The 25753-nt window shown below is 64.6% G+C and carries 23 protein-coding genes; 14 read left to right on the forward strand and 9 right to left on the reverse strand.

Translation table 11 applies throughout. From position 1 onward, the window contains the following. Positions 1-55 precede the first annotated feature (55 nt). Positions 56-538, forward strand: a complete 483-nt coding sequence (locus tag LZ005_RS12720) for a phage regulatory CII family protein (protein ID WP_237808444.1) — start codon at positions 56-58, stop codon at positions 536-538. Between the two features lie 157 nt (positions 539-695). Here LZ005_RS12720 and LZ005_RS12725 read toward each other — a convergent pair whose 3' ends face one another. Together LZ005_RS12725 and LZ005_RS12730 are read right to left on the reverse strand one after the other, a co-directional pair. Then, the gene (locus LZ005_RS12725; protein WP_237808445.1) at positions 696-2630 is read right to left on the reverse strand and encodes a FecR family protein; all 1935 of its coding nucleotides are present in this window, start codon (positions 2628-2630) and stop codon (positions 696-698) included. A gap of 186 nt (positions 2631-2816) precedes the next feature. Next, positions 2817-3047, reverse strand: a complete 231-nt coding sequence (locus LZ005_RS12730) for a BrnA antitoxin family protein (RefSeq protein ID WP_237808446.1) — start codon at positions 3045-3047, stop codon at positions 2817-2819. A 232-nt stretch (positions 3048-3279) separates the two neighbouring features. Between LZ005_RS12730 and LZ005_RS12735 the strand changes: the two genes are divergently transcribed. The 4 genes from LZ005_RS12735 to LZ005_RS12750 all read left to right on the forward strand — a co-directional run bounded on the left by LZ005_RS12735 (position 3280) and on the right by LZ005_RS12750 (position 10119). Further along, positions 3280-4155, forward strand: a complete 876-nt coding sequence (locus tag LZ005_RS12735) for a DUF808 domain-containing protein (RefSeq protein WP_237808447.1) — start codon at positions 3280-3282, stop codon at positions 4153-4155. An 89-nt stretch (positions 4156-4244) separates the two neighbouring features. Continuing rightward, positions 4245-5855 carry a PAS domain-containing methyl-accepting chemotaxis protein gene (locus LZ005_RS12740; protein ID WP_237808448.1) on the forward strand — a complete coding sequence of 537 codons (1611 nt, stop codon included), beginning with the start codon at positions 4245-4247 and terminating at the stop codon, positions 5853-5855. Between the two features lie 224 nt (positions 5856-6079). Continuing rightward, on the forward strand, positions 6080-8563 hold the full coding sequence (locus LZ005_RS12745) for a TonB-dependent siderophore receptor (RefSeq protein WP_237808449.1): 2484 nt from the start codon (positions 6080-6082) through the stop codon (positions 8561-8563). 101 nt (positions 8564-8664) lie between these two features. Next, positions 8665-10119, forward strand: coding sequence for a Ppx/GppA phosphatase family protein (locus tag LZ005_RS12750; RefSeq protein ID WP_237808450.1), 1455 nt, complete (start codon positions 8665-8667; stop codon positions 10117-10119). On the opposite strand, the gene ppk1 is transcribed toward LZ005_RS12750, so the two are convergent. Then, complete coding sequence (gene ppk1 / locus LZ005_RS12755) at positions 10112-12217, reverse strand: polyphosphate kinase 1 (protein WP_237808451.1); 2106 nt, start codon at positions 12215-12217, stop codon at positions 10112-10114. The genes LZ005_RS12750 and ppk1 overlap by 8 nt on opposite strands. 111 nt (positions 12218-12328) lie before the next feature. Between ppk1 and LZ005_RS12760 the strand changes: the two genes are divergently transcribed. Then, positions 12329-13876, forward strand: coding sequence for a glycoside hydrolase family 13 protein (locus tag LZ005_RS12760; protein ID WP_237808452.1), 1548 nt, complete (start codon positions 12329-12331; stop codon positions 13874-13876). A gap of 1 nt (position 13877) precedes the next feature. Here the strand turns inward: LZ005_RS12760 and LZ005_RS12765 are convergent, their stop codons facing one another. Continuing rightward, complete coding sequence (locus LZ005_RS12765) at positions 13878-14714, reverse strand: PhzF family phenazine biosynthesis protein (protein ID WP_237808453.1); 837 nt, start codon at positions 14712-14714, stop codon at positions 13878-13880. 243 nt (positions 14715-14957) lie between these two features. Between LZ005_RS12765 and LZ005_RS12770 the strand changes: the two genes are divergently transcribed. Beyond that, the gene (locus LZ005_RS12770) at positions 14958-15680 is read left to right on the forward strand and encodes a hypothetical protein (RefSeq protein WP_237808454.1); all 723 of its coding nucleotides are present in this window, start codon (positions 14958-14960) and stop codon (positions 15678-15680) included. A 72-nt stretch (positions 15681-15752) separates the two neighbouring features. Here LZ005_RS12770 and glmS read toward each other — a convergent pair whose 3' ends face one another. Further along, entirely contained in the window at positions 15753-17582 is a 1830-nt protein-coding gene (gene glmS, locus LZ005_RS12775) for a glutamine--fructose-6-phosphate transaminase (isomerizing) (RefSeq protein WP_237808455.1), read from the reverse strand. A 149-nt stretch (positions 17583-17731) separates the two neighbouring features. Here glmS and LZ005_RS12780 point away from each other — a divergent pair, with 149 nt between their 5' ends. After that, positions 17732-18184 (forward strand): Lrp/AsnC family transcriptional regulator, encoded by a 453-nt coding sequence (locus tag LZ005_RS12780; RefSeq protein ID WP_237808456.1) that lies wholly within the window; start codon positions 17732-17734, stop codon positions 18182-18184. Here LZ005_RS12780 and glmU read toward each other — a convergent pair whose 3' ends face one another. Continuing rightward, a complete protein-coding gene (gene glmU, locus LZ005_RS12785) occupies positions 18185-19561 on the reverse strand; it encodes a bifunctional UDP-N-acetylglucosamine diphosphorylase/glucosamine-1-phosphate N-acetyltransferase GlmU (protein ID WP_237808457.1) in 1377 nt (458 codons plus the stop codon). A 104-nt stretch (positions 19562-19665) separates the two neighbouring features. Between glmU and rsmD the strand changes: the two genes are divergently transcribed. From rsmD to LZ005_RS12800, 3 genes are all read left to right on the forward strand, one after another. Further along, positions 19666-20283: a 16S rRNA (guanine(966)-N(2))-methyltransferase RsmD gene (rsmD, locus tag LZ005_RS12790; RefSeq protein WP_237808458.1), complete on the forward strand. Its 618-nt coding sequence runs from the start codon at positions 19666-19668 to the stop codon at positions 20281-20283. 68 nt (positions 20284-20351) lie between these two features. After that, positions 20352-20849 (forward strand): pantetheine-phosphate adenylyltransferase, encoded by a 498-nt coding sequence (gene coaD, locus LZ005_RS12795; protein ID WP_237808459.1) that lies wholly within the window; start codon positions 20352-20354, stop codon positions 20847-20849. A gap of 15 nt (positions 20850-20864) precedes the next feature. Next, positions 20865-21125, forward strand: coding sequence for a YfhL family 4Fe-4S dicluster ferredoxin (locus LZ005_RS12800; RefSeq protein WP_237808460.1), 261 nt, complete (start codon positions 20865-20867; stop codon positions 21123-21125). A 3-nt stretch (positions 21126-21128) separates the two neighbouring features. On the opposite strand, the gene LZ005_RS12805 is transcribed toward LZ005_RS12800, so the two are convergent. Continuing rightward, a complete protein-coding gene (locus LZ005_RS12805; RefSeq protein ID WP_237808461.1) occupies positions 21129-21335 on the reverse strand; it encodes a ChaB family protein in 207 nt (68 codons plus the stop codon). A gap of 160 nt (positions 21336-21495) precedes the next feature. Here LZ005_RS12805 and LZ005_RS21665 point away from each other — a divergent pair, with 160 nt between their 5' ends. Continuing rightward, positions 21496-23163 (forward strand): methyl-accepting chemotaxis protein, encoded by a 1668-nt coding sequence (locus tag LZ005_RS21665; protein ID WP_269106687.1) that lies wholly within the window; start codon positions 21496-21498, stop codon positions 23161-23163. 28 nt (positions 23164-23191) lie between these two features. After that, positions 23192-23788 (forward strand): chalcone isomerase family protein, encoded by a 597-nt coding sequence (locus tag LZ005_RS12820; RefSeq protein ID WP_237808462.1) that lies wholly within the window; start codon positions 23192-23194, stop codon positions 23786-23788. Positions 23789-23851: 63 nt separating this feature from the next. On the opposite strand, the gene LZ005_RS12825 is transcribed toward LZ005_RS12820, so the two are convergent. Then, the gene (locus tag LZ005_RS12825; RefSeq protein WP_237808463.1) at positions 23852-24085 is read right to left on the reverse strand and encodes a hypothetical protein; all 234 of its coding nucleotides are present in this window, start codon (positions 24083-24085) and stop codon (positions 23852-23854) included. A 132-nt stretch (positions 24086-24217) separates the two neighbouring features. On the opposite strand from LZ005_RS12825, the gene LZ005_RS12830 reads away from it, so the two are divergent. Continuing rightward, positions 24218-25165, forward strand: a complete 948-nt coding sequence (locus tag LZ005_RS12830) for a LysR family transcriptional regulator (protein WP_237808464.1) — start codon at positions 24218-24220, stop codon at positions 25163-25165. Positions 25166-25177: 12 nt separating this feature from the next. Here LZ005_RS12830 and LZ005_RS12835 read toward each other — a convergent pair whose 3' ends face one another. Continuing rightward, positions 25178-25633, reverse strand: a complete 456-nt coding sequence (locus LZ005_RS12835; RefSeq protein WP_237808465.1) for an Lrp/AsnC ligand binding domain-containing protein — start codon at positions 25631-25633, stop codon at positions 25178-25180. Positions 25634-25753: the final 120 nt, after the last annotated feature.

The following is a 25753-nucleotide window of genomic DNA, read 5'->3' on the forward strand; positions in this document are numbered from 1 at the left end:
GCAGATTAGCCGTGCGCTTTGTGCACTGCATCGGTAAAAAACAGACACCATCACCGTGACACGCCGCTACCTCGACATGAACCAGCACGACGCGCTCTACAAAGTGGCGCGCGGCTATCCGGGCGGGCTCGAAGCCCTAGCCCAGGCAATGCAGATTTCCGTGAACGTGCTGCGCAATAAGCTGGCGCCGACGATCGCGTCGCACTATCCCTCGTTCGAAGAAGTCAGCACGATCATCGAGCTGTGCCATCGGGCCGGTGTGCCGGATGCCCATCTGCCGCTGCACGCGCTGCTGGTGCGGCATGGCATGGCGGCCTTCGTCGTGCCCTCACCGGACGAGGTCAGCGAGGACGATCTGTCGCAGACCGTGTGCCGGGTGATGAGCCAGGTGGGCGCCGTGGCCCAGGCCGTATCGAACGCCCTGCTCGACGGCGTGGTCACGCAGCAGGAAGCCGATCTGATCGAAAAGGAATTCCACGGCGCCTTGTCCGCGCTGGGCGAATGGCGCGAGCGGATCCGCCAGAAAACCGACCGCTGAAAAAAAGACAGCCAACCCCGAAGGGCTGGCTGAAGACGGTGGAGAGCCCTCACTGTAAGGGCGGCAGGCGCGGCGCGCAGGGTGTTTACGACAGACTGCGCGAAAGCGCGACCAGACGACCGAATTCCGCTACTGGAATGCAATCGTCTGTATGTCTTCACTTCTCCTGTGTGGGCACCTTGCCTTCGTTGCGCGCGCCGGCGCTGCGGCCGCGATTTTCCTCCTGACGCGCTTCATTGCGCGGGGCTTCGTTGCGCGGCGCTTCGCTGCGCGGCGGCGGCGCCGTCGGCCGTTCTTCCCGCGGCGGAGCAGGCGGCTGCGGGCGCACGCGCGGCGCTTCCGGTGCGCCATTCGGCGGCGCCGTCACGCTCGGCGCGGGCGGCTGCGGATGGCCGCGCCGCACATCGTTCTGCAGATTGCGCTCCTCACGCGGCACCACCCAGGCCGGCGGATTGTTGATGCCTGGCGCCGGACGACGGTCATCGCGCTCGCCGCGGCTCTCGCTCTCGCGATGGGTGCGGATATCGGTCACCGGACGCGGATCAGGCTGCGGCTGGGTTTGCGGCTGCGGCTGCGGCTGCGGCTGCGGCTGCGGCTGCGGTTGCGGTTGCGGTTGCGGTTGCGGTTGCGTTTGCGTTTGCGGCTGCGGTTGCGGACGGTCGTTCCGGTCGTTCCGGTCTTTGCGATCGTTGCGATCATTGCGATCGTTGCGGTCCCTGCGCTCATCGCGGTCGCGGCGCTCGTTGCGGTCGTAACGCTCGTCGCGCTCATCGCGGCGGTCCGCATCGCGGCGCTTGCGCGGATCGTCGCGCCAGTCGGGACGGCGCTGCCAGTTGTCGCGGCCATCATTGCGTACCACGGGCAGGCTCGGCACGGAGGGCGGCGGCGCCGGACGCCAGGCCGGCAGGCTGCGCGGCTCGGCATGCGGCAGCTGCCACACCGGCACCACGCCGCGGCGGTCGAAATGCTCGCGCGGGATCACCGTCACACCGCCGCGGCTGCCATGCGGCACATAGCCGGGACGGGCCCAGACATTGATCACATCGATATGGGTGCGCGACACCCGGTAGCCCGGCTGATAGGGCTCGAACGGATGCAGCGGATACCAGCCCAGCGCCGGCGCGGTGCCGACCGAGAAACCGACCGACCAGCCGCGCTCGCCAATCCAGCCGACCAGGGCCGGCGCCCACACCGGACGGGGCACGCGCGGGCCCGGCGCCCAGCACCAGCGCGGGCCGATCTGCACCCAGCGCCCGTAGTGGAAGGGCGCATAGCCCCAGGGCGCGTTGTCGACCCAGGTCCAGCCCCAGGGCGAGACCCAGGCCCAGCGGCCGTCGCGGTAGGGCGCCCAGTCGACGGCCACCTGGCGCGGCACCCACACGCGGCCGTAGTCGGCGCTGTCGGTCCAGCTGCCGTACTGGTCGAGATCCTCGTAGCCCGTCATTTCGTTCGAGACATAGCGCACGCTGGTGCTGCTGTAGCGCGCGTCCTGCTGGTCGCGCAGGGCGGCCCAGTCGTCGAAGCCGGTGCGCGCCGCGCGGCCACTGCGCAGTTCGTCCTCGCGCAGATCGGCGCGCTGGCCGGGGCGCAGCTGCAGGCTGCTGCCGGCCGCTTCGACCTGGGCGCTGCCTTCGAACACGGACACCAGGGTGGTATCGGGCTGCATTTCGGCGTCGATGCGCAGCAGGCCCGGTTCATTCAGCAGGATGCGGCCCTGCGGCGTGTTGAGCTCGAAGCCGCGCACGAGGTCGCGGTTGCGCACCCGTACGCTGAGGCTGCCGTAATGCAGGCGCAGCAGCAGGGTATCGTCGCCGATCTCGCGCAGGTCGAGGGCGGAGTCGGCATCGAGGCGCAGCACGGTCGAGCCGATGCGGATTTCTGCGCGCCCGTCGCGGCCCGTGACCAGCTGGTTCTGGCTGGTCAGCGGCCAGTTCAGGGCGACCGGGGCCGGGGCCACGCCGACCTCGGCGCTCAGGCTGACATCGCCCTGCACGAAGGACAGGCGCCCGGCCCGTGCCGGCGCCTCCTGGGCCAGGGCCCATTGCGTCAGGGCCAGCAGGGCCAGCCCGGCAAGCGCGCGCAAGATTCGCATGATCATGTCTCCGTCTTATGTGATTGACACCATTATCAACGCGCGAGCGCCCGGCCGGACAACGGCCGTTACAAAGACTTGCACATGGCGGCGCGGCGCGCCAAAGACAAACGGCGCCCCGGACCCGGCTGGGTCCGTGAGCGCCGCGAAGGAGGAGGGCGGCCTGCTGGCCGCCCGGGGAGAGACTTACTCGGCTGCCAGTTCGGCCACGCCGGCCGGGCTCAGCTTGCCGCGCAGGGCCGCGTTGATCAGGGTCTGGTAGCCCTGGCCGCACTGGGCCGCCAGGCCGCGGAAGCGCTCGATCACTTCGTCGTCCAGGTAGATGGTGATGCGGGTCTTGCGCTTACGCTGGCGCAGGGTGCTGCTGCGGGTGGCGGCTTGGCTCAGGATTTCGGTTTGGGCGGGTTGCAGATTCATGGCTATTCACCTCTCTAAGCGGCCGCAGCCGCTGACTGTCGACAAGATTCGGAAAGACACTTCGGCTGCCTGTGCGCGGAAATGTCATGTCAGGCAATATACGGAAACCCCGCCAGGCCCCCACCCGAAAAGCGACGAGATGCATATTTTGGGGGCCAGAATGCAAAAAACGGCCATTTTCCGGTGAGCAGGGCTTTGGTAAGATGTCCGCCACATTGCAAAGGAGGCAAACATGGCAGGGACGAGTCTGCTAGCCCTGATCGACGACATCGCGACCCTGCTCGACGACGTGGCCCTGCTGTCGAAAGCGGCGGCGCAGAAGACGGCCGGGGTGCTCGGCGACGACCTGGCCCTGAACGCCGAACAGGTGGCCGGGGTGGCGGCCGAACGCGAGCTGCCGGTGGTCTGGGCCGTGGCCAAGGGCTCGCTGCGCAACAAGGCGATCCTGGTGCCGGGCGCGCTGGCGATCAGCGCGTTTGCGCCCTGGGCCATCACGCCGATGCTGATGGTCGGCGGCGTCTACCTGTGCTTTGAGGGTGTCGAAAAGCTGGTGCACGGCAAGGAGCCCGCCGAGGACCAGGCCCTGCGCGAGGCGGTCGACCTGGTCGCCTATGAAAAAGACAAGATTGCCGGCGCCATCCGCACCGACTTCGTGCTGTCGGCCGAGATCATCGTGATTGCGCTGGGCATCGTGGCCGGCGCCCCGTTCGAGCGCCAGGTGCTGGCCCTGGTGGCCGTGGCCCTGGCGATGACGGTCGGCGTGTACGGCGTGGTGGCGGCCATCGTCAAAATGGACGACGCCGGCCGCGTGCTGATCCGGCGCGGCGGCGCCCTGGCCGGCCCCGGCCGCCTGCTGCTGGCGGCCGCGCCCAAGCTGATGAAAATCCTGGCCGTGGCCGGCACGGCGGCGATGTTCACCGTCGGCGGCGGCATCCTCAGCCACGGCTGGCATGCGCTGCACGACTGGCTCAGCGGCTGGACCGCCCAGGCCGGCGCACTGGCGGGCCTGGCCGGCGTGCTGGCCGATGCGGCCGTCGGCATCGCGGCCGGGGCGATCGCGCTCGGCGCGGTCAGTCTGCTCACGCGCTTGCGCGGAGCGGGCCGCTAACATATTGATGTACGGAAATTTTGATTTTGGTCAAATTCGTGGCACATTTCCCCAAATAAACTTCAACGTCCAGTTTCCAAAGGTCCGTCATGCGCAAAAACCTCCCCGTCCAACCGGTCGAAGTCCAGGTGGCGCCCGGCCATGCGATCGTCTCCAAGACCGACCTCAAGGGCAATATCCAGTACGTCAACCCGCAATTCGTCGAAGTCAGCGGCTTCAGCGAGGAAGAACTGCTGGGTCAGCCGCAGAACATCATCCGCCACCCGGACATGCCGCCCGAGGCCTTCGCCGACCTGTGGGCCACGATTCAGGCCGGCAAAAGCTGGACCGGGATGGTCAAGAACCGCTGCAAGGACGGCAAATACTATTGGGTCAAGGCGAACGTCACCCCGGTGCGCGAGCACGGCAGCGTGACCGGCTACCTGTCGGTGCGCCTGCGCCCGACGCGCGATGAGATCGAACGGGCCGAGCGCGGCTACCGCATGATCAATAACCGCGAGAAGGGCGCGCCGCGCATCGTCCATGGCAAGCTCGTGTACCCGGGCTGGGGCGCCCTGATCGACAAGGCCCTGAATGCCTCGCTGGCCATGCGCATCTGGTTCGTCACCAGCGCCGTCAACACCATCCTGATCACGGTCTGCGTGGCCAGCCTGTTCGCCGCCACCCCGGCCGTGCGCTATGCGATGTTCGGTGTGGCCCTGCTCGGCTTCCTGATGAATGTGGCGCTCTGGTACGGCTTGCATACGGGCGTGCTCAAGCCGCTCGGCCAGGCCCTCGATGGCGCGCGCACGATCGCCGGGGGCGACCTCGACGTCAATTTCCAGGCGCGCGGCCAGGACGAGATGGGCCAGCTGATGCGCGCCCTCGAGCAGATGAAGAACAACCTGATCGCCACCATCGGCGACGTGCGCACGAACGTGCAGAGCATGGGCTCGGCCACCCACCAGATCGCCGTCGGCAACCTCGACCTATCCAAGCGCACCGAGGCCCAGGCCGCCAGCCTGGAGGAAAGCGCCTCCTCGATGGAGGAGTTTTCGTCGACCGTCGAGCAAAACGCCGAAAGTTCGGAGAAAGCCTCGGAAGTGGCCGAATCGGCTGCGAATGTCGCGCGCGAAGGCGGCCAGCTGATGCGTGAAGTCGTGCACACGATGGACGAAATCTCGACTTCGGCGCGCAAGATCGCCGAATTTACCGGGATCATCGAAGGTATCTCCTTCCAGACCAATATCCTGGCCCTGAATGCCGCCGTCGAGGCCGCCCGCGCGGGCGAGCAGGGGCGCGGTTTCGCCGTGGTCGCCGGCGAGGTGCGCAATCTGGCTCAGCGCGCCGCCGCCGCCGCCAAGGAGATCAAGTCCCTGATCGACTCCTCGGTCGTGCTGGTCGACGCCGGCCAGGCCCAGGTGCACAAGGCCGGCGACACCATGGAAGGCGTGGTCCAGCAGGTGCAGCAGGTGGCCGCCTTCATGGGCGACATCTCGCGCGCCTCGCGCGAACAGAGCATCGGCATCGCCCAGGTCAACGAAGCCATCGTCCACATGGACCAGGTGACCCAGCAGAACGCGGCCCTGGTGGAGGAGGCCGCCGCCGCAGCAGCCAGCCTCGACAAGGAAGCCCAGGCCCTGATGCGCTCGGTCGAACTGTTCCGCCTGGCCGGGGTCGCCAACACGGCACGCCCCGCCGCGGTGCGCCGTCTCAAGTAAGTACTTCCTCTCTCAACGCACCAAACGAGTGCGCGCCATGGTGCAATCCTTGCACCATGGCGGTGCAGATTGCCCTGCGATGTGGCGGCGCAGCATTTGTCTATACAAACCTGTTGTTTCCCTGCGCCACTTTTCCTTCTAAAAATTGACATGGCGCTCTTGTCAGTCGAGTATGAAAGATGCTCAAAGCATTATTCACACTCTCGACAACACGAAGGGAAACCATGAAGCAAGCCCCCAAACCCCAGTTGTTGGCCCTGACCATTGCCACCCTGTTCGCGAGCGGTCTGGCCAATGCCCAGACCGCCCCGGCCGATGACGACAGCAAAGCGACCGTCGTGGTGACCGGCACCCGCGTGGCCAACCGCACCGCCCTCGACACCGCCTCCCCGGTCGACATCATTTCCCAGGAAAGCCTGAAGAACGTCGGCACCACCGAGATCAACCAGGCCCTGGCCGTGGCTCTGCCCTCGCTCAACTTCCCGCGTCCCGGCCTGACCGACGGCACCGACACCGTGCGCCCGGCCACCCTGGCCGGCCTGGCCCCGGACCAGACCCTGGTGCTGGTCAACTCCAAGCGCCGTCATGCCGCCTCGCTGGTCAACGTCAACGGCTCGATCGGCCGTGGCTCGGCCGCCGTCGACATGAACAGCATCCCCTCGGGCATCGTGAAATCGATCGAAGTGCTGCGCAGCGGCGCCTCGGCCCAATACGGCTCGGACGCGATCGCCGGCGTGGTCAATGTGCGCCTGCGCCAGGACAAGAGCGGCGGCGAAGCCACCCTCACCTATGGCCTGCGCCCGACCGAATACAACATCATTTCGGACACCGGCCCGGCCGACAAGACCTGGAATCCGGGTCCGAACTCGCGCCGCGTGACCGACGGCCAGACCGGCACCTTCAGCCTGTGGAAGGGCTTTGAACTGGGCGCCGACGGCTATCTGACCGTGGCCGCCGAGTACAAGGACCAGTCCCACACCGAGCGCAGCGGCTACGACATGCGTCAGCAGTATCCGAAGGTCGGCACCGCGTATGACCCGCGCGAACTGACGATCAACCGCTGGAACGCCTGGTACGGCGAGCCGGAAATGAAGCAGAGCACGGTGTTCGCCAATGCCGGCATGAATCTGGCCGGCGGCGCCAAGTTCTACGGCTGGGCCAGCTACCAGCGCCGCGACGCCACCAGCGCCGGATTCTTCCGCCGCGCCCTGCAGGATCAGAACATCATCTCGATCTACCCGGACGGCTACCTGCCCCTGATCAACCCGACCGTGGACGACTACTCGGCCCACGCCGGCTACAGCTGGACCGCGGGCGCCTGGGACATGGACGCGTCTGTCGGCTACGGCAAGAACAAGATGTCCTACACGATCCTGAACACGCTCAACCGTTCGATCGGCCCGAGCTCCAAGACCCAGTTCGACGCCGGCGGCTTCGCCTACGACCAGCTGACCTTCAACCTGTCCGGTGTGCGCCAGTTCGACGCCGGCCTGGCCTCGCCGCTGAACGTGGCCGTGGGCGCCGAAGCCCGTCGCGAAGGCTATGAGATCTTCGCCGGCGAGCCCGATTCCTACCGCAACGGCGGCGTGCTGCTGTCCAACGGCACCCCGGCCCCCTCGGGCGCCCAGGTGTTCCCGGGCTTCCGTCCGGAAAACGTGACCGACATCTCGCGCTCGGCCATCGGCGCCTATGTCGACCTCGAAGCCAACCTGAGCAAGAACTTCCTGGGTTCGGCCGCGATCCGCGCCGAGCACTACTCGGACTTCGGCAATTCGGTCGCCGGCAAGCTCGGCGGCCGCTACGACTTCAGCAAGGAATTCGCGCTGCGCGGCTCGGTGCAGAACGGCTTCCGCGCGCCCTCGCTGCAACAACAGGGCTTCACCACGACCTCGACCAACTTCATCAACGGCGTGCCGTTTGAGATCACCACCTTCCGTCCGTCGGACAAGGCGGCGATCGCCCTCGGCGCCAAGCCGCTCGAAGCCGAGAAGTCGACCAACCTGTCGTTCGGCGCCGTGGCCCGCATCGGCGACGTCTCGCTGACGGCCGACGCCTACCGCATCAAGATCAAGAACCGCATCGTGCTGTCGGAGAACCTGACCGCGGCCAACGTGCGCGCCTTCCTGACCGCCCAGGGCTTCATCGGCGTCGGTGGCGGCCGCTTCTTCATCAATGGCGTCGACACCAGCACCCGCGGTCTGGACGTGGTGGCCTCGCTGCCGCTGCAGACCAGCGCCGGCCGCTTCGACTTCACCGCCGCCGCCAACTATGTGAAGACCTCGGTGGACAAAGTGCCGTCGACCTCGCAGCTGTCGGCCCTGAGCCCGGCCCCGATCCTGTTCGACCGTAACAATGTGCTGACCTTCGAGCGCGGTTCGCCGAAGAGCAAGTATGTGTTCACGACGACCTGGAAAGAAGGCAACTGGGGCGCCACCGGCCGTGCCACCCGCTACGGCGAAGTGCTGTCGCCGGGCACCACGGCTGCCGCCGACTTCATCCTGACGCCGAAGTGGGTGTTCGACGTCGAAGGCCGCTACAGCTTCAGCAAGGCCCTGAGCCTGGCCGTCGGCGCCGACAACGTGTTCGACAACTACCCGGATCCGCTGCCGCCCAACCTGAATACGACCGGCAACACCTCGTATTCGAACTACTCGCCGTTCGGCCGTTCGGGCCGCTTCGTGTACGGCCGTCTGAACTACAAGTTCTAAGTTCTCACGAGCTGCAACAACGGGCGCTGCGGCGCCCGTTTTTTTTTCGGCCGGCGCGCGTGCTAGAGTGTGGTTTTCGCGTTCCAGCAGAAGGACACAGCATGTTTGCGGCGGTCGACCTCGGGTCCAATAGTTTTCGTCTCCACATTGGCCAGCCCGAGGGCAATGGCATGCGCATCGTGCGCACGGCGCGCGAGCCGGTGCGCCTGGCGGCCGGGCTGACGCGCGAACTGCTGCTGACCGAACAGGCGATGAGCACGGCCCTGGCCTGCCTGGCCAATTTCCGCAGCCTGCTGGCCGAGTATCCGCTGTCGGCCGTGCGCGTGGTGGCCACCAGCGCGCTGCGGTCGGCGCGCAATGCGGGCGCCTTCCTGCCGCTGGCCGAGCAGGCCATCGGCCAGCCGATCGAAATCATTTCGGGTGAGGAAGAAGGCCGCCTGATCTACATGGGCGTGGCCACCACCTTCGAGCACGACAACGAGCGCTGCCTGGTGGTCGACATCGGCGGCGGTTCGACCGAAGTGGTGCTCGGCCACGGCAGCCGCATCCACCAGGTCGAATCCTTCAGCATCGGCACCCAGCCCCAGGCCAGCCGCTTCTTCGCCGACGGGCGCATCACGGCCGACGCCTTCGACGGCGCCGTGCTGGCGGCGCGTTCCTTCTTCGAGGATGCGGCCCCGCTCTACCGCCCGCAGCACTGGGACCGCGCCTACGGCACCTCGGGCACGATGCGCGCCATGGCCAATACGATCGCCAAGAGCGGCATCGGCGACGGCACTTTGTCGTACAAAAATCTGCTGGCCCTGAAGACCCGCCTGATCGCCTGCGGCCATGTCGAGCGCGTCAACCTGCCGGGCCTCAAGCCGGAGCGCGTGGTGGCCCTGGTCGGCGGTCTGGCGGTGCTGCTCGGGGTGATGGAGGAACTGCAGGTGCCGGGCCTGGAGGCCATCAATGCCGGCCTGCGCATGGGCGTGCTGCACGACCTGCAGCTGCGCGCCACGCGCCACGACCGGCGCGAGGAATCGGTGCAGGAATTCATGCGCCGCTTCGGCGTCGACGGCGCGCGCGCACGGCGGGTGGCGCGCATGGCCGGCCTGCTGTACGGCCAGCTGGCCGATGCCGACAGCCAGTACGGCAACTACCTGCACTGGAGCGCCCTGCTGCACGAGATCGGCCAGACCATCTCGCACACCCAGTTCCACAAGCACGGCGCCTACATCGTCGAACACGCCGACCTGCCCGGTTTCACGCGCACCGAGCAGAAACTGATCGCCAGCATGGTGCTCGGCCACAAGGGCAATCTGCGCAAGCTCGGGGAAGACCTCGGCGACGCCGAACTGGTGCGCGCCCTGCTGGCCCTGCGCCTGGCCACCCTGTTCATGCACGGCAGCGCCGATGCCGACATCGGCACAGCCAGCCTGCGCATCAAAAAGCAGATCGAACTCGAGCTCGACGCCGAATGGCGCCAGCGCCACCCGACCCTCAGCTACATGCTCGAGAAGGAACGCGAATGGTGGCGCGAGGTCGGCCTCAGCATGCAGCTGAAGTTCAAGTAGCGGCCGGCAGGCCGAGGGTGCGCGCCAGGAACTGCTGGGCGCAGAAATGCGCCTGCTTGCCGCGCGGCTTGCGCTTGCGGTAGACGCCGTCGGCGCCCAGCTCCCAGGCGTTGACATTGTCCTTCAGGTAGGGGTTCAGGCCCTCCTGGATCACGCGCTTCTTCAGAGTCTTGTCGAGCACGGGGAAGGCCACCTCGATGCGGCGGAACAGATTGCGGTTCATCCAGTCGGCACTGGCCAGGTAGACGTCGTGCTCGAGGTCGTTGCGGAAATAGTAGATGCGGCTGTGCTCGAGGAAGCGCCCGATCACCGAGCGCACCGTGATGTTCTCCGACTGGCCCTTGACGCCCGGATGCAGGGCGCAGGCGCCGCGTACGATCAGATCGATCTTCACCCCGGCCTGGGAAGCCGCGTACAGGGCGCGGATGATGGTTTCGTCGGTCAGCGAATTCATCTTGGCGATGATGCGCCCCGGCCGCCCCTGGCGCGCAATCGCCGCCTCGTTGCGGATCGCGCGCAGCATGGCCTTGTGCATCGTGAACGGCGCCAGCCACAGCTGCTGCAGCTCGCGCGGCTTGGCCAGACTGGTCAGGTGCAGGAAGACTTCGTTGACGTCCGAGGTCAGGGCCGGATTGGCCGTCAGCAAGCCGAAGTCCGTGTACAGCTTGGACGTGCTCGGATGGTAGTTGCCGGTGCCGAGGTGGGCGTAGTAGCGCAGCTCGCCATGCTCGCGGCGCAGCACCAGGGCCAGCTTGGCATGGGTCTTCAGGCCGACCACGCCGTACACGACCTGGGCGCCGGCGCGTTCCAGCCGCTCGGCCCAGTTGATATTGGTTTCCTCGTCAAAGCGCGCCATCAGTTCGAGCACGACCGTCACTTCCTTGCCGCGCTGGGCCGCCAGGATCAGCGACTCCATCAGGGTCGAGTTGATGCCGGTGCGGTAGATGGTCTGCTTGATGGCCACCACGTCCGGGTCCTCGGCCGCTTCGCGCAGGAAGTCGATGACCGGCTCGAAGCTCTGGTAGGGGTGGTAGAGCAGCACGTCCTGGTGCTGCAAGGTGGCGAAGATGTCGCTGTTGACCATGGCGGCCGGCATGCCGGGCATGAAGCCGGGGAAAAACAGCTCGGGCCGCTTCACATCGGAGACCAGCTGGTTCAGGCGCACCATGTTGACCGGGCCGTCGACCTCGTACAGGTGGTCGGGGTCGATCGAGAACTGTTCGAGCAGGAAGCGCGACAGGTGCTTGGGGCAGGAGCGCGCGACTTCGAGCCGCACGGCAAAGCCGAACTGGCGCGAATGCAGCTCGCCCTGCAGGGCCTGGCGCAGGTTCTTGACCTCTTCCTCGTCGACCCACAGATCGCTGTTGCGGGTGACGCGGAACTGCGAATACGAGATCACCTCGCGCCCGGGGAATAGGTCCTCGATATGCGAATGGATGATCGACGACAGCAGGCAATAGGCGACGCCTTTCTGGGTCACTTCCTCGGGCAGGCGGATCACGCGCGGCAGCACGCGCGGCGCGCGCAGGATGGCGATGCCGCTGTCGCGCCCGAACGCGTCCTTGCCCGACAGCTCGATGATGAAGTTCAGGCTCTTGTTGACCACCTGGGGAAACGGGTGGGCCGGATCGAGACCGATCGGCGTCAGCAGCGGGCGCACCTTGGTTTCGAAGTAGGCCTTGACCCAGGCGCGCTGTTCGGGCGTGCGCTCCGAATGGCGCAGCAGGTGGATGCCGTGGCGCGACAGCTGGGGCAGGATTTCGGTGTTGAGCAGCTCGTACTGGCGCGCCACGATCGCATGCGCATGCTGGGCCGCCAGATTCATGGTTGCCGCCAGCGCCGCCGGCAGCGCCGTCTCGCTGCCCCCGATGCGGTGCTGGGCCAGCAGACTGGCCAGACGCACCTCGAAGAATTCGTCGAGGTTGCTGGACACGATGCACAAGTAGCGCAGGCGCTCGAGCAGCGGAATGCTGTGGTCTTCCGCCATGGCCAGCACACGGCGGTTAAAATCGAGCAAGGACAGCTCGCGGTTCAGGTAAGAGCCGCCGCGGGAGGCGCCAGTCATCAGAATGCGGCCGTCGCTGGACTTGGAATTCATGTGTTTGCTATAGGACAGGCTGCGGGACATGCGAGTCTACCGGTCCATTATGACAGGAGCATGAAAATTAACAACACTTGGTCACAAGTAAGGTTTTAACCCGGAGGAGAGATGAGCAAGCGAGCGATGCTGCCCCTGCTGGCCCTGCTGTGCGCGGCCCTGCCTGCGCTGGCGGCCGATTATGCCAAACGCGAACAGGACTGGCGCAACGGCGCCGTCGTCTACCAGGTGCTGCCCGACCGCTTCGCGCCGGCCGCGAATCTGGCTGCCAAAAAGGCCCTGTATCCGGCCCCCAAGATCCTGCGCAGCTGGGAGGACAGCCCCAAGCGCGGCAGCTACGACCCGGTGCTGAAGGTCGACAGCCATGAACTCGAATTCTGGGGCGGCGACCTGCCCAGCATCCGCAGCCGGCTCGACTATGTGCAGGACCTGGGCGCCGACGTGCTGTATCTGAATCCGGTCCACCTGGCCTGGACCAACCACAAATACGACGCCCTCGATTACCAGCAGATATCGCCCGAGTTCGGCACCCGCGCCGACCTCAAGGCCCTGGCCGAGGACCTGCACCGGCGCGGCATGCGGCTCGTGCTCGACGGGGTGTTCAACCACATGGGCCGCAATGCGCCGCGCTTCCAGCAGGCCCTGAAGGACCCGAACAGTCCCTACCGCCACTGGTTCGTGTTTGGCGAGCAGTATCCGGGCGGGGCGCGCAGCTGGTGGCAGTTTGAAAATCTGCCCGAGCTCAATCTCGAATTCCCGACCGTGCGCCAGTACCTGTATGGCGCCCCCGATTCGGTCGTGCGCAGTTACCTGAAGGACGGCGCCGACGGCTGGCGCCTGGACGTGGCGGTGGACATCGGCTACCAGTTCCTGAGCGAACTGAGCAAGGCAGCCCATGACACCAAGCCCGGCAGCCTGATCGTCGGCGAAATCGCCAACTACCCGCGCGACTGGTTCCCGGCCGTCGACGGCGTGATGAACTTCACGCTGCGCGAGATCATTCTGCGCACGGCCGAGCGGCGCATGGAGGCCGCCCTGGCCGCGCGCATGATCGAACGGATGGTCAACGAGGCCGGCGTCGAGAACCTGCTGAAGTCCTGGATCTTCCTCGACAACCACGACACCGCGCGCCTGCACACGGCCCTGACCGACGAGCGCCAGCGCCGCCTGGCCCAGGTGCTGCAGTTCACGCTGCCCGGTTCGCCGAATCTCTACTACGGCAGCGAGCTCGGCATGCAAGGCCTGGTCGACCCCGAGCAGCGCGGACCGATGCGCTGGGACTGGGTCGGCGAGAACAATATCCACCTGCAATGGACGCGCCAGCTGATCCAGATGCACAAGCGCCTGCGCGCGCTGCGCGTCGGCGACTTCCGCCTCGCCACCAGCGACAAGCTGCTGGCCTTCGAACGCTATACCGACCATACGCGCGACACCGTGCTGGTGCTGGCCAATCCCGGCTACAGTACCGTGACCGAAGCGGTGATGGTGGCCAATTCGAATCTGATGAACACCTTCGCCCTGGTCGACCAGCTGAGCGGGCAGAAAGTGCCGATGCGCTCGGGTCTGGTCGAAGTCAGCCTTGCGCCGGGCGCGGCCATGGTGCTGGTGCCCGAGCTGAGCCCGGGCGGCGGCTACAGCGCCTACAAGCGCGTGCCCTGAGTCACAGCGTCAGGCTACCGCGAATGCAGGAGACGGTGTCGCCACCGACCCAGATGTCGGCGCCGTCGCACTCCACATGGACGCGCCCCGCGCGCCCGAGCGCGCTGCCCTGCGCCGCCACATAGCGCGACGGCGCCAGGCCCGCGCCGATCAGCCACTGGGCCAGACCGGCGTTGAGGCTGCCCGTGACCGGGTCTTCCGGCACGCCGAGCGGCACCACGAAGGCGCGCACTTCGAAGTCCGTCCCGGCGCCCGGCGCTTGCGGCCCGACCACGCCCAGACGCAGCTGGGCCAGGCGGGCGAAGTCCGGCTGCAGGGCGCGCACTTCCTCCGCCGAGGCCAGCATCACCGCGCACCAGCCGGGACCGTTGTCGACCCACTGATGGCCGCGGATGGCGTCCGGCGCGATGCCGAGGCCGTCGGCGATGTCGACCAGCAGCGGCGCGCTCAGCGGCCCCGAGCGGCGCAGCGGCGGCGCGCCAAAGGCCAGACGGCCCGCATCGCGCCGGATCGGCACCAGACCGACCTCGCACTCCTGCACGATGCGTTGCGGATCGGCGGGCTGGCCACCCGCTTCCAGCCAGGCGTGGCAACTGCCGAGCGTCGGATGCCCGGCAAACGGCAGCTCGCCGCCGGGCGTGAAGATGCGCAGACGGTAATCGGCCCCGGCCTGCGTGGGCGGCAGCAGAAAAGTCGTTTCGGACAGATTGGTCCAGCGCGCGAAGGTCTGCATCTGTTCGGTGCTGAGACCGGCGGCCCCATGCACGACAGCCACCGGATTGCCGAGCAGCGCTTGCGATGTGAAGACATCGACTTGGGTAAAGGTGAAGGTAGGCATACCGCTACTCTGCCACAGATGGGTCAGGGCGTGAGCGCTAGCGCGTTTTGCAGGGCAAGTGTCCATCTACAATCACGCCAACTCGACGATGGATACGCCCCCCACTCGACCAAGGCGGGCTCGACCACGCGGTCGGCCTCGCCAGCCTGATCGGCAAGGGCATCAGCTATTTGCCTTACACAGCGTAGTCAGCGTCGGCGATACTAGGCAAAAGGACGCACCCGCTTTTGCGCGGCAGCACGGGTGCCTGCGTCCATTTATCGGGAGAACACGCTGGTGCGGACAATCATTCATATCGGTCAACACAAAACAGGCACGACCTCGATTCAGCATTTCTTACAGCACAACAAAGCGAAGCTCGCCAGCGCTGGCTTATATGTGCCGGAATCAATTGCTGGGCATTACGACCCTTCTCATTACATTCTCAATGTCTATGCCTTGAATGAAAACCGCTACTCCCCGATGAAAGAGCATTTGTCAAAAACGATGCCCAAGGAGTTTTTTCAAGGCCTGCGTGCGCAAATCTTGGCGGATATTCACAGACACTACATGCAGGCGGAGAGCCTGGGATGCAAAGATGTGATTTGGTCGAATGAAGGACTGTATTTGCTGAATTCGACCGAAGAATACAAGCGCCTCCGGGATTTGTTCAGCCCGTATTCGTCCGAGATTGAATGCGTATGCTGCTTTCGCGAGCTTGCGTCATACAAAAGATCTTACGCCCAGCACTTAACCAAACTTGGCCTCACGCCGAGCGAAGATACGGATTCCTACCGGTATCTGGCATCTGATTCCTGGCTTTTCGATTACGCCGGAAAAGAACAGCTGTTAGAGAAAGTGTTCGATCGCGTGATCAGCTTTCCCTACAACCCCGAAGACAATGTCAAAAGCTTTATGGACCAGATCGGCTACCCAGTCGATGACACAGCGTCCATCAGGCTCAACGTCAGTGAGCCCGCCAACTGAGTCAACACTGGCTCGAAAACGGTGTCGGTCACTTTGCACTTGCCGGCAATAAGCGGCAAGTGCATTCGTAAATTACTCCACCGTCACCGACTTGGCCAGATTGCGCGGCTTGTCGACGTCGGTGCCGCGCGCGAGGGCGGCGTGATAGGCCAGCAATTGCAGGGCGGCCACGTGCAGGATGGGGGAGAGCATGCCGTAGTGCTCGGGCAGCACGATCACGTGCAGGCCTTCTTCCGACTGGATGCGGCTGTCCATGTCGGCGATCACATACAGCTGGCCGCCGCGCGCACGCACTTCCTGCATATTCGATTTGAGCTTCTCGAGCAGGGCGTCATTCGGCGCGATGGTGACGACTGGCATTTCGGAAGTGACCAGGGCCAGGGGGCCATGCTTGAGTTCGCCGGCGGGATAGGCCTCGGCGTGGATGTAGGAGATTTCCTTCAGCTTCAGCGCGCCTTCGAGCGCGATCGGGTAGTGCATGCCGCGGCCGAGGAAGAGGGCGTTCTCCTTGCGTGAGAATTCTTCGGCCCAGGCCATGATCTGCGGCTCGAGCGCCAGCACCGAGGACAGGGCCACGGGCAGATGGCGCATCTGCTTGAGATAGGCGGCCTCATCGGCCTCGCTCAGGCGGCCGTTCACCTGGGCCAGCGCCAGGGTCAGCAGGAAGAGGGCGGCCAGCTGGGTCGTGAAGGCCTTGGTCGAGGCCACGCCGACTTCGACGCCGGCGCGCGTGATGTAGGCGAGCTTGCACTCGCGCACCATGGCCGAGGTGGCCACATTGCAGATGGTCAGGGTATGCGGCATGCCGAGGCTGCGCGCGTGCTTGAGCGCGGCCAGGGTGTCGGCCGTTTCGCCCGACTGCGAGATCGTCACGACCAGGGTCTTGGGATGGGGCACCGAGTCGCGGTAGCGGTATTCGCTGGCGATCTCGACATTGACGGGCAGCTTGGCCAGGGCTTCGATCCAGTACTTGGCGGTCAGGCCGGCATAGTAGCTGGTGCCGCAGGCCAGGATCAGCACGCGGTCGATGTCCTTGAACACCTGGTAGGCGCCGTCGCCAAACAGCTCGGGCATGATGCCTTCCACGCCTTCGAGCGTGTCGCCGACGACGCGCGGCTGCTCGAAGATTTCCTTCTGCATGTAGTGGCGGTAGGGGCCAAGCTCGGCCGCGCCAGTGAAGGCCGGCACGGTCTTCACCTCGCGCGTGACCGGCTTGCCATGCACGTCGACCACCCACACGCGCTGCAGCTGGACATCGACCACATCGCCTTCTTCGAGGTAGATGATCTGATCGGTCGTGCCGGCCAGGGCCATGGCGTCGGAGGCGACGAAATTCTCGCCCTTGCCGATGCCCACCACCAGCGGCGAGCCCTGGCGCGCGGCCACCACGCGGTGCGGCTCGTCGCGGCAGAACACGGCGATCGCATAGGCGCCCTGCAGGCGCTTGACGGCCTGCTGCACGGTATCGAACAGGTCGCCGTTGTACATGTGGTTGACGAGGTGGGCGATGACTTCGGTGTCGGTCTGGCTGGCGAACTCGTAGCCGGCCGCACGCAGTTCGGCGCGCAATTCCTCGTGGTTCTCGATGATGCCGTTGTGCACCAGGCCGATGCGGGCATTTTCATTATTCGGCGAGAAGTGCGGGTGGGCATTGTGGTTGGCCGGGGCGCCGTGCGTGGCCCAGCGCGTGTGGGCGATGCCGGTGAAGCCGGCCAGCTCGGCCTGCTGAATCTGGCTTTCGAGGTCGGCCACCCGTGAGGTCGAGCGCGAACGTTGCAGCTTGCCATCGATGTGCAGGGCGACGCCGCAGGAATCGTAGCCGCGGTACTCGAGGCGCTTCAGGCCTTCGACCAGGATCGGGGTGATATTTCTTTGCGCAACTGCGCCGACAATGCCGCACATAGTGAGCTCTCCATACAAGGGATGCGAGATGCTATTGCGATTACGGTGAAATTGGCTTTCAAAAATCTGCCGAAGCTTTACAATTATTTCACCGTGACGGTTTGATGAAACAATATTTCAAATATTGGCCGTCGATGAAAGAAAATATCATGGACGATATCGACCGCCGTATCCTGAACGCCCTGCAGACCGACGCCAGCCTCAGCAATCACGACCTGGCGGCCCTGGTCCATGTGTCGGCCCCGACCTGTCTGCGCCGCGTGCGCGCCCTGCGCGCCGCCGGCGTGATCGAGCGCGAGGTGGCCCTGGTCGACCCGGCCAAGGTCGGCGCCGGCCTGAGCGCCATCATCGAAATCAGCCTCGACGTGCAGACCGTCGAGGCCCAGGCGGCGTTCGAGCGCCTGGTGCTCGCCGATGCGGCCGTCCAGCAGGTCTACCGGGTGGCGCCGGGGCCGGATTTCGTGCTGATCGTGCAGGTGCCGGACATGGCAGCCTACCACGCACTGGCGCACCGCCTGTTTGCCGCCCACACGAATGTGCGCAACGTCAAAACCTATTTTTCCACGCTGCGCAGCAAGTTCGAGCCGCGCATCGCGCTCTGATCACTTCTTCTGCTTGACCGGGCGGGTCCAGCCTTCGATCGTCATCTGCTTCGGGCGCGAGATCGTGAGCTTGCCGGCCGGCGCATCCTTGGTCAGCGTGGTGCCGGCGCCCAGGGTTGCGCCCTTGCCCACGGTCACCGGCGCCACCAGTTGGGAATCGCTGCCGATGAAGGCCTCGTCTTCGATCACCGTGCGGAATTTATTGGCGCCATCGTAATTGCAGGTGATCGTGCCAGCGCCGATATTGACCTTGCTGCCGACCGTCGCATCGCCCACATAGGCCAGGTGGTTGGCCTTGGAGTGGGCGGCCACCTGGGCGTTCTTCAGCTCGACAAAGTTGCCGATGTGGACGTCCTCGGCGAGCACCGTGCCCGGACGCAGGCGCGCATACGGGCCGATCTGCCCGGCCGGACCGACCACCGCGTCTTCGATATGGCACAGCGCCTTGATCTGGGCGCCGGCACCGATGCGCGCATTGACGATCACGCAGTGCGGGCCGATGTGGGCGCCGTCTTCGATCACGACCTTGCCCTCGAACACGCAGCCGACGTCGATCGTCACATCGCACCCACACACGAGTTCGCCGCGCACGTCGATCCGGGCTGGGTCGAGCAGGGTCACGCCCTGTTCGAGCAGCTTGCGGGCGACATTGGCCTGATGCTGACGCTCGAGCTCGGCCAGCTGCACCTTGCTGTTCACGCCCGCCACTTCCCAGGCCGCGCCCGGATGGGCCGAGACCACGGGCACGCCCGCCGCCACGGCCTGGGCGACGATATCGGTCAGGTAGTACTCCTGCTGCTGGTTATTGTTTTTGAGCGCGCCCAGCCAGGCCTGCAGATGGCGCGTGGGAATGACCATGATGCCGCTATTGATCTCGGTGATCGCGCGTTCGGCATCGGTCGCGTCTTTTTCTTCGACGATGCGCACAATACGGCCATGTTCGCGCACGATGCGGCCCAGGCCGAACGGGTTGTCGAAATTCACCGTCAGAATCCCGAGCTTGTCATCGCCGGCGGCGGCGATCAGGGCGCGCAGCGAGGCGGCGCTGGTCAGCGGCACATCGCCATACAGCACCAGGGTGGGCACGGCCGGATCGAGGTAGGGCAGGGCCTGCATCACGGCATGGCCCGTGCCCAGCTGCGGCTCCTGCAGGGCCAGGTCGATCGGCACCCCGCCCTCGGCGTTCCAGCCCGCCACGGCTTGTTTGACCAGTTCGCCGCCATGGCCATAGATCACGCACAGCTTGTGCGCAGCGAGCGCGCGCGCGGTGTTGACGACATGCTGCAGCAGGGCTTGGCCGGCCAGCGGATGCAGGACTTTGGGCAGGGCCGATTGCATGCGTTTGCCCATGCCGGCGGCGAGAATCACGACATTCATAGGTGGGGTAAGACGGAGAAAAAGAATGGCGCAGTGTAGCACGCACACCTGGGCTCGCTTTGCGCGTGTCGGCCCGGCGCGCGCCCGCGTGCGATAATCGCGCCATGCAGAATAAACACCCCCGCAAGCCCGTCCACCGAGGGCCGCCGCAACAAGTGCGCATCATCGGTGGCCTGTGGAAACGTACGCCCCTGCCCGTCCTCGACGCCGCCGGCCTGCGCCCCACGCCCGACCGCGTGCGCGAAACCGTGTTCAACTGGGTCCAGCACCAGATCGATGGCCTGTGGCAGCACTGCGATGTGCTCGACCTGTTCGCCGGCAGCGGCGCCCTCGGTTTCGAGGCGGCCAGCCGCGGCGCCCGCTCGGTGCTGATGATCGACAATGTCGGTCCTGTCGTCCAGCAATTGCAGATGATCCAGGAAAAGCTGCGCGCCACCCAGGTCAAGATCGTGCGCGGCGACGCCCTCGCCCAGGCCCAGCAGCTGGCCGCGCGCGGCCAGACCTTCGGCCTGATCTTCCTCGACCCGCCTTACCAGCAGGACTTCCTCAGCAAGTCGCTGCCGCTGTGCCGCGCGCTGCTGGCGCCGGGCGGCCTCGTGTATGCGGAATCGGGCCTGGCCTTGCCGGAAGGCGAGCAGATGCCAGACTGGCTGCGCGGCTGGGAAATCGTGCGCGCCGACAAAGCCGGGATGGTCCATTACTATCTGTTGCGGGCCGCCTGAGCAAAGGGCGCTGCTGCCGAATTTTCAGGCATAATGCGCGTTCTACTTTGGTGCAAAGAGGAAAGACGATGGTAACAGCCGTATATCCAGGAACGTTCGACCCGCTCACGCGCGGTCACGAGGACTTGGTACGACGGGCCTCGACCCTGTTCGACACGCTGATCGTCGGCGTGGCCGATAGCCGCAACAAGCGGCCCTTCTTCTCGCTTGAGGAAAGGCTCGATATTGCGAATGAAGTGCTGGGCCATTATCCGAACGTGCGGGTCGAAAGTTTTTCCGGCCTGCTCAAGGACTTTGTGCGCCAGCATGATGCGCGCGTGATCGTGCGCGGCCTGCGCGCCGTGTCCGACTTCGAATACGAGTTTCAGATGGCGGGCATGAACCGTTACCTGCTGCCCGATGTCGAAACCATGTTCCTGACGCCGTCCGACCAGTACCAGTTTATTTCGGGCACGATCGTGCGCGAAATCGCTCAGCTCGGCGGCGATGTGTCCAAATTCGTGTTCCCTTCGGTGGAACGCTGGTTGCAAAAAAAGATTCAAGCGATGGCCAAGCCGGCAGCCTGAGTCCCGGAGTGTTGTATGGCCCTGATGATCACGGACGACTGCATCAATTGCGATGTGTGCGAGCCCGAATGCCCGAACGATGCCATTTCGATGGGCGAACTGATTTACCTGATTGACCCGAATAAATGCACCGAATGCGTCGGCCATTTCGATGAGCCGCAATGCCAGCAGGTGTGTCCCGTCAATTGCATTCCCTTCAACCCGGCCTGGCGCGAGTCCAAGGACGAGCTGCAGCAGAAGTTTGAACGCCTGCAGGCCGCCAAAACCCAGCCCTGAGCCTCAGTCGCGCGGCACCCAGCTGCCGCGCGCCACATCTTTCCGATAGCGCTTCTTCACGGCCGCCCAGGCGACGCGGTGGGCCCTCTCCTCACGTCCGTGATATTCATAAAACGCATGATTAAACGCCTCCAGATAGATTTTCTGGGCGTGGACGGGCAGCACATGCTGCACGCTGGCCGGGAGATCCGAGATGTTGGCGTAAGGCATGGCTACCAAATGGTGCACTGCACACATTAACTCCTGGCAAAATTCCCGAAAACGGTGCGAAATTACAAGAAAATTTTTAGAGGAGGCCTTCGTAACTTTAATTCATGCCGATGGTATATTCATTTGGCTTCGCTTCGTCTTTCCGGGTGGAATAAATACGATGAATATCAGGAACCTGCGCATCGGCCAGCGCCTGGCCATTGGATTTGGTGTCGTGATTGCCCTGCTGGTCGTGCTGGCCAGCTTGTCTTATGTCAGGATCAGCAGCCTGAATAAAGAGGTGTCGACCCTGGTCAACAGCCGCTATCCGAATACCGTGATGGCCAACCAGGTGAAGTCGGACGTCAACGATGCGACGCGCTCGATTCTGTCCGCCCTGATCATCAGCGACCCCAAACAGCTTAACAAAGAGCTCGATAACATCGGCGCACGCATGAGCAGCGCCAACAAGGCCATCGACACCCTGCAGAAGTCGACCCAGGAGGGCCAGGGCCAGGAGATTCTTAAGCAGCTGAGCGCCGTGCGCGACAAGTTCGGCCCGGCCGCAACCTCCCTGGTCGAGATGATCAAGGGCGACCAGAAAGACGAGGCCCTGATCAAATTCATGTTCTCGGTGCGCCCGCTACAGAACAAGTATTTCGAACAGCTCGATAAATTCGTTGCCTATCAAAACGCCGAGATGGAGAAGGCCGGCGACGACGCCGCCGCCATCTCCAGCACGACGGGCGTGACGATCCTGATCGTCACCCTGGTGGCGGGCGCCATTTCCCTGCTCGTGGCCTTCCTGTCGACACGCTCGATTACCGGCCCGCTGACCGAGGCGGTCGACGTGGCCCAACGCGTGGCCCAGGGCGATCTGACCAGCGTCATCACGGCCGACAGCCAGGACGAGACCGGCCAGATGATGGAAGCCCTGCGCCATATGAACGACAGCCTGATTAAAATTGTGGCAGAAGTGCGACAAGGCACCGATTCGATCGCGTCTGCCTCGAGTGAAATTGCGACCGGCAACCAGGACCTGTCGACCCGGACCGAGCAGCAGGCCATGTCGCTCGGCCAGACTTCACGCTCGATGCGCCAGTTGACTGACACAGTGCAACAAAACGCCGACAACGCGCGCCAGGCCAATCAGCTGGCCACCAAGGCCTCGGAAGTGGCCGTGCGCGGCGGCTCGGTGGTGTCGCATGTGGTCGACACGATGGGCTCGATCACCGAGTCCTCGAAGAAAATTGTGGATATCATCGGGGTGATCGACGGCATTGCCTTCCAAACCAATATTCTGGCCCTGAATGCGGCCGTCGAAGCCGCGCGCGCCGGTGAGCAGGGCCGCGGTTTTGCCGTCGTGGCCGGCGAGGTGCGCAACCTGGCCCAGCGCTCGGCCGCCGCCGCCAAGGAGATCAAGGCCCTGATCGGCGATTCGGTCAGCAAGGTGCGCGAGGGCTCGACCCTGGTCGAGCAGGCCGGCGTGACGATGGAAGAAGTGGTGTCGAGCGTGCGCTATGTGACCGACATCATGGGCGAAATCACCTCGGCCAGCCAGGAACAGAGCGCCGGCATTGCCGAAGTCAGCGGCGCGATTGCCGATATGGATGACACCACCCAGCAGAACGCTGCGCTGGTGGAACAAGCGGCCGCCGCGGCGGCCTCGATGCAGGAACAGGCGGCCAAGCTGGCGCGTGTGGTGTCCGTGTTCAAACTCAATGAACACGATCTGCCGCGCGCCCCGCTGACGCCGCCGCCGGCCGCCGCCCCGCGGGCAGTGGCCGCGGCGCCCAAGCCCGCTCCCCAGGCCGCGCCGAAACAGGAAGAAGATTGGGAAGAGTTTTAAGTCTGATAACATCAACACGGAGACACACATGATGAGTTTTGCATCCCCCCGCCTGCGCCACTGGTTTGCCGCCCTTGCCCTGAGCGCCGCCAGTGGCCTGGCCAGCGCGGCCGTCAGCGTCGGCGACGCCAAGTTTGAAGACACCGCCAAGGTGGCCGGCAAGGAACTGAAGCTGAACGGCGCCGGCATGCGTACGCGCCTGATTATCAAGGTCTATGCGGCCGGTCTGTATCTGCCCGAGAAGAAATCGAACCCGGCCGATATCCAGAAACTCGAAGGGCCGCGCCGCGTCACCCTGATCATGCAGCGTGATATTTCCTCGGAAGACTTCGGCGCCGCCTTCATGAAGGGCCTGAAGGAAAACACGGACCGTGCGGAAACGACCAAGATCCTGAGCCAGACCATGGCCTTCGGTGAAATGTTCCAGTCGATTCCGGGCGTGAAGAAGGGCGATGTCCTGCATCTGGACTGGATTCCGGGCCAGGGCACGATTTGCGAACTGAACGGCAAGAAGATCGGCGAAACCCTGCCCGACGTCGCCTTCTACAATGCCGTGCTGCGCATCTGGATCGGCGAGAAGCCGGTCGACAGCAGCCTGAAGCCCGCCCTGCTGGGCGAGAAGTAAGCCCTCAGCGCAGGCATAAAAAAACGCGGCCTCGGCCGCGTTTTTTGTGGGGAGCAGGGCAGCTCAGTCGCGCGCGGCGATGGCCTGCAGTTCGTTCGAGAGGCTGGGGCCGCTCGAGCTATTCATCATGCGCTGCATCAGACGGCGGTCGCGCAGGTGGCGACGGGCTTCCTGCTCTTCCTTGCTGACGGGCTTGCTCACCACCATCATCGTGGCGCGCGCGATACCCTTGAGCAGGGGCTTGAACACATTGGCTGCCACCAGCAGGGTCGGGACAGCAATCAGGGCGGTACTCATTTCATTCAATCGTTTCGTATGTTGACGTAAGGCATGTTAATGCAGCGCAGCATATAAATCTAATTGAAAGATGCGATACCAAGCATACGATTTGTGAATATAATAGGGCCTTCACTCGGCTTTTTGACGACTATGAGCTTCCTCACCCTCGATCTGAACTTATTACGGGTATTCGACGCCGTGATGACTGAGCAAAATCTGACGCGCGCCGCCGGGCATCTGGCCATGACCCAGCCCGCCGTCTCGAATGCCATCAAGCGCCTGCGCGAAAGTCTCGGGGATGAGCTGCTGATCCGCACCGCCTACGGGGTCAAGCCGACTGCGCGCGCCGAGGCCCTGTGGCCGGCCGTGCGCAGCGCCCTGGCCACGCTGGAATCGGCGGTGGCGCCCGATTCCTTCGATGTCTCGACGGCCCACGCCACCTTCCGTCTGGCAATGGCGGACGCGACGGCGGCCATGTGGCTGCCCTCGCTCGTGCGTTCGATCGAGAGTGAAGCGCCGCAGGTGAATATCCGCATGGTGCCGCTGACCACGCGCGAACCGCGCCCGATGCTGCTGCGCGGCGATATCGATCTGGCCGTGGGTTTCTTCCCCGGCGTGGCGGCCCAGCTGTCGAGCGACACCAGCTCGCCGATCCGCCATGAGCGCCTGTATTCGGGCGATTATGTGTGTGTGATGCGCAAGCACCACCCGCTGGCCCAGGTCGACCTGACCCTGGACAATTATTGTTCGGCCAACCATCTGCTGGTCAGCTTCTCGGGCCGCGCGCACGGCCTGGTCGACGAAGCCCTGGCCCAGCTGCACCGCGAGCGTCGCATTCTGCTGACGGTCAATCAGTTCTTCACCGCCGGCAAGGTGGTAGCCAACTCCGACCTGATCACCGTGCTGCCGCGCCACCTGATCGCCTCGACCGGCATGACCGATGCGCTGGTCTCGCGCGAACTGCCGTTCCCGATGCCGGCCGTCCATCTGGACATGCTCTGGCACGAGCGCGACGCGCGCAGCCCCGCCCACAAATGGCTGCGCCGCCATCTGGAAGCCGTCAGCGCGCCGAATCTGCGCCCGACCACGGACAGCTGAACGCCGGGCTGCTTATTTGATCGGCAGCTTGGTGGTGTTTTTCACCTCTTCCATCACCGCATAGGTGTGGGTTTCGCGCACGCCTTTCTGCAGCAGGGTCTTGCCGAGGAATTCGCGGTAGGCGGCCATGTCTTTCACACGCGCCTTGACGAGGTAGTCGAAGCCGCCGGCCACCATATGGCATTCGAGGACTTCGGGAATCAGCTGGACACTCTGTTTGAAGGACTCAAACACTTCCGGCGTGGTGCGGTCGAGCACGACCTCGATAAACACCAGCAGGGACACATCGAGCAATTGCGGGTTCAACTGGGCCGTGTAGCCCATGATATAGCCCGATTCATGCAGCTTGCGCACCCGTTCCAGACAAGCTGCAGGCGATAAATTCACCCGCGCGGCCAATTCAACATTCGAAATGCGGCCGTCATTTTGCAGCTCGGTCAAGATACGCTTGCTGATCTTATCCAGCATGGGTCTGTCTCCATTTAATTTTATTTGGTCAAATTGTCGCACTAAAAACTATGTATTGCTAGTCCTTCGCAATACCAGAATTAATCCAGACGAATACCTTCTACAATCGAATCATTGTTC

Source organism: Massilia sp. TS11 (assembly GCF_022012445.1).
Taxonomy (GTDB): domain Bacteria; phylum Pseudomonadota; class Gammaproteobacteria; order Burkholderiales; family Burkholderiaceae_D; genus Telluria.

What these genes read in the sequence shown, in the direction of transcription:
- LZ005_RS12725 (WP_237808445.1), bottom strand. Translation starts at nt 2,630, where the DNA reads ATGCGAATCTTGCGCGCGCTTGCCGGGCTGGCCCTGCTGGCCCTGACG.
- LZ005_RS12730 (WP_237808446.1), bottom strand. Translation starts at nt 3,047, where the DNA reads ATGAATCTGCAACCCGCCCAAACCGAAATCCTGAGCCAAGCCGCCACC.
- LZ005_RS12735 (WP_237808447.1), top strand. Translation starts at nt 3,280, where the DNA reads ATGGCAGGGACGAGTCTGCTAGCCCTGATCGACGACATCGCGACCCTG.
- LZ005_RS12740 (WP_237808448.1), top strand. Translation starts at nt 4,245, where the DNA reads ATGCGCAAAAACCTCCCCGTCCAACCGGTCGAAGTCCAGGTGGCGCCC.
- LZ005_RS12745 (WP_237808449.1), top strand. Translation starts at nt 6,080, where the DNA reads ATGAAGCAAGCCCCCAAACCCCAGTTGTTGGCCCTGACCATTGCCACC.
- LZ005_RS12750 (WP_237808450.1), top strand. Translation starts at nt 8,665, where the DNA reads ATGTTTGCGGCGGTCGACCTCGGGTCCAATAGTTTTCGTCTCCACATT.
- ppk1 (WP_237808451.1), bottom strand. Translation starts at nt 12,217, where the DNA reads ATGAATTCCAAGTCCAGCGACGGCCGCATTCTGATGACTGGCGCCTCC.
- LZ005_RS12760 (WP_237808452.1), top strand. Translation starts at nt 12,329, where the DNA reads ATGAGCAAGCGAGCGATGCTGCCCCTGCTGGCCCTGCTGTGCGCGGCC.
- LZ005_RS12765 (WP_237808453.1), bottom strand. Translation starts at nt 14,714, where the DNA reads ATGCCTACCTTCACCTTTACCCAAGTCGATGTCTTCACATCGCAAGCG.
- glmS (WP_237808455.1), bottom strand. Translation starts at nt 17,582, where the DNA reads ATGTGCGGCATTGTCGGCGCAGTTGCGCAAAGAAATATCACCCCGATC.
- LZ005_RS12780 (WP_237808456.1), top strand. Translation starts at nt 17,732, where the DNA reads ATGGACGATATCGACCGCCGTATCCTGAACGCCCTGCAGACCGACGCC.
- glmU (WP_237808457.1), bottom strand. Translation starts at nt 19,561, where the DNA reads ATGAATGTCGTGATTCTCGCCGCCGGCATGGGCAAACGCATGCAATCG.
- rsmD (WP_237808458.1), top strand. Translation starts at nt 19,666, where the DNA reads ATGCAGAATAAACACCCCCGCAAGCCCGTCCACCGAGGGCCGCCGCAA.
- coaD (WP_237808459.1), top strand. Translation starts at nt 20,352, where the DNA reads ATGGTAACAGCCGTATATCCAGGAACGTTCGACCCGCTCACGCGCGGT.
- LZ005_RS12800 (WP_237808460.1), top strand. Translation starts at nt 20,865, where the DNA reads ATGGCCCTGATGATCACGGACGACTGCATCAATTGCGATGTGTGCGAG.
- LZ005_RS12805 (WP_237808461.1), bottom strand. Translation starts at nt 21,335, where the DNA reads ATGCCTTACGCCAACATCTCGGATCTCCCGGCCAGCGTGCAGCATGTG.
- LZ005_RS21665 (WP_269106687.1), top strand. Translation starts at nt 21,496, where the DNA reads ATGAATATCAGGAACCTGCGCATCGGCCAGCGCCTGGCCATTGGATTT.
- LZ005_RS12820 (WP_237808462.1), top strand. Translation starts at nt 23,192, where the DNA reads ATGATGAGTTTTGCATCCCCCCGCCTGCGCCACTGGTTTGCCGCCCTT.
- LZ005_RS12825 (WP_237808463.1), bottom strand. Translation starts at nt 24,085, where the DNA reads ATGAGTACCGCCCTGATTGCTGTCCCGACCCTGCTGGTGGCAGCCAAT.
- LZ005_RS12830 (WP_237808464.1), top strand. Translation starts at nt 24,218, where the DNA reads ATGAGCTTCCTCACCCTCGATCTGAACTTATTACGGGTATTCGACGCC.
- LZ005_RS12835 (WP_237808465.1), bottom strand. Translation starts at nt 25,633, where the DNA reads ATGCTGGATAAGATCAGCAAGCGTATCTTGACCGAGCTGCAAAATGAC.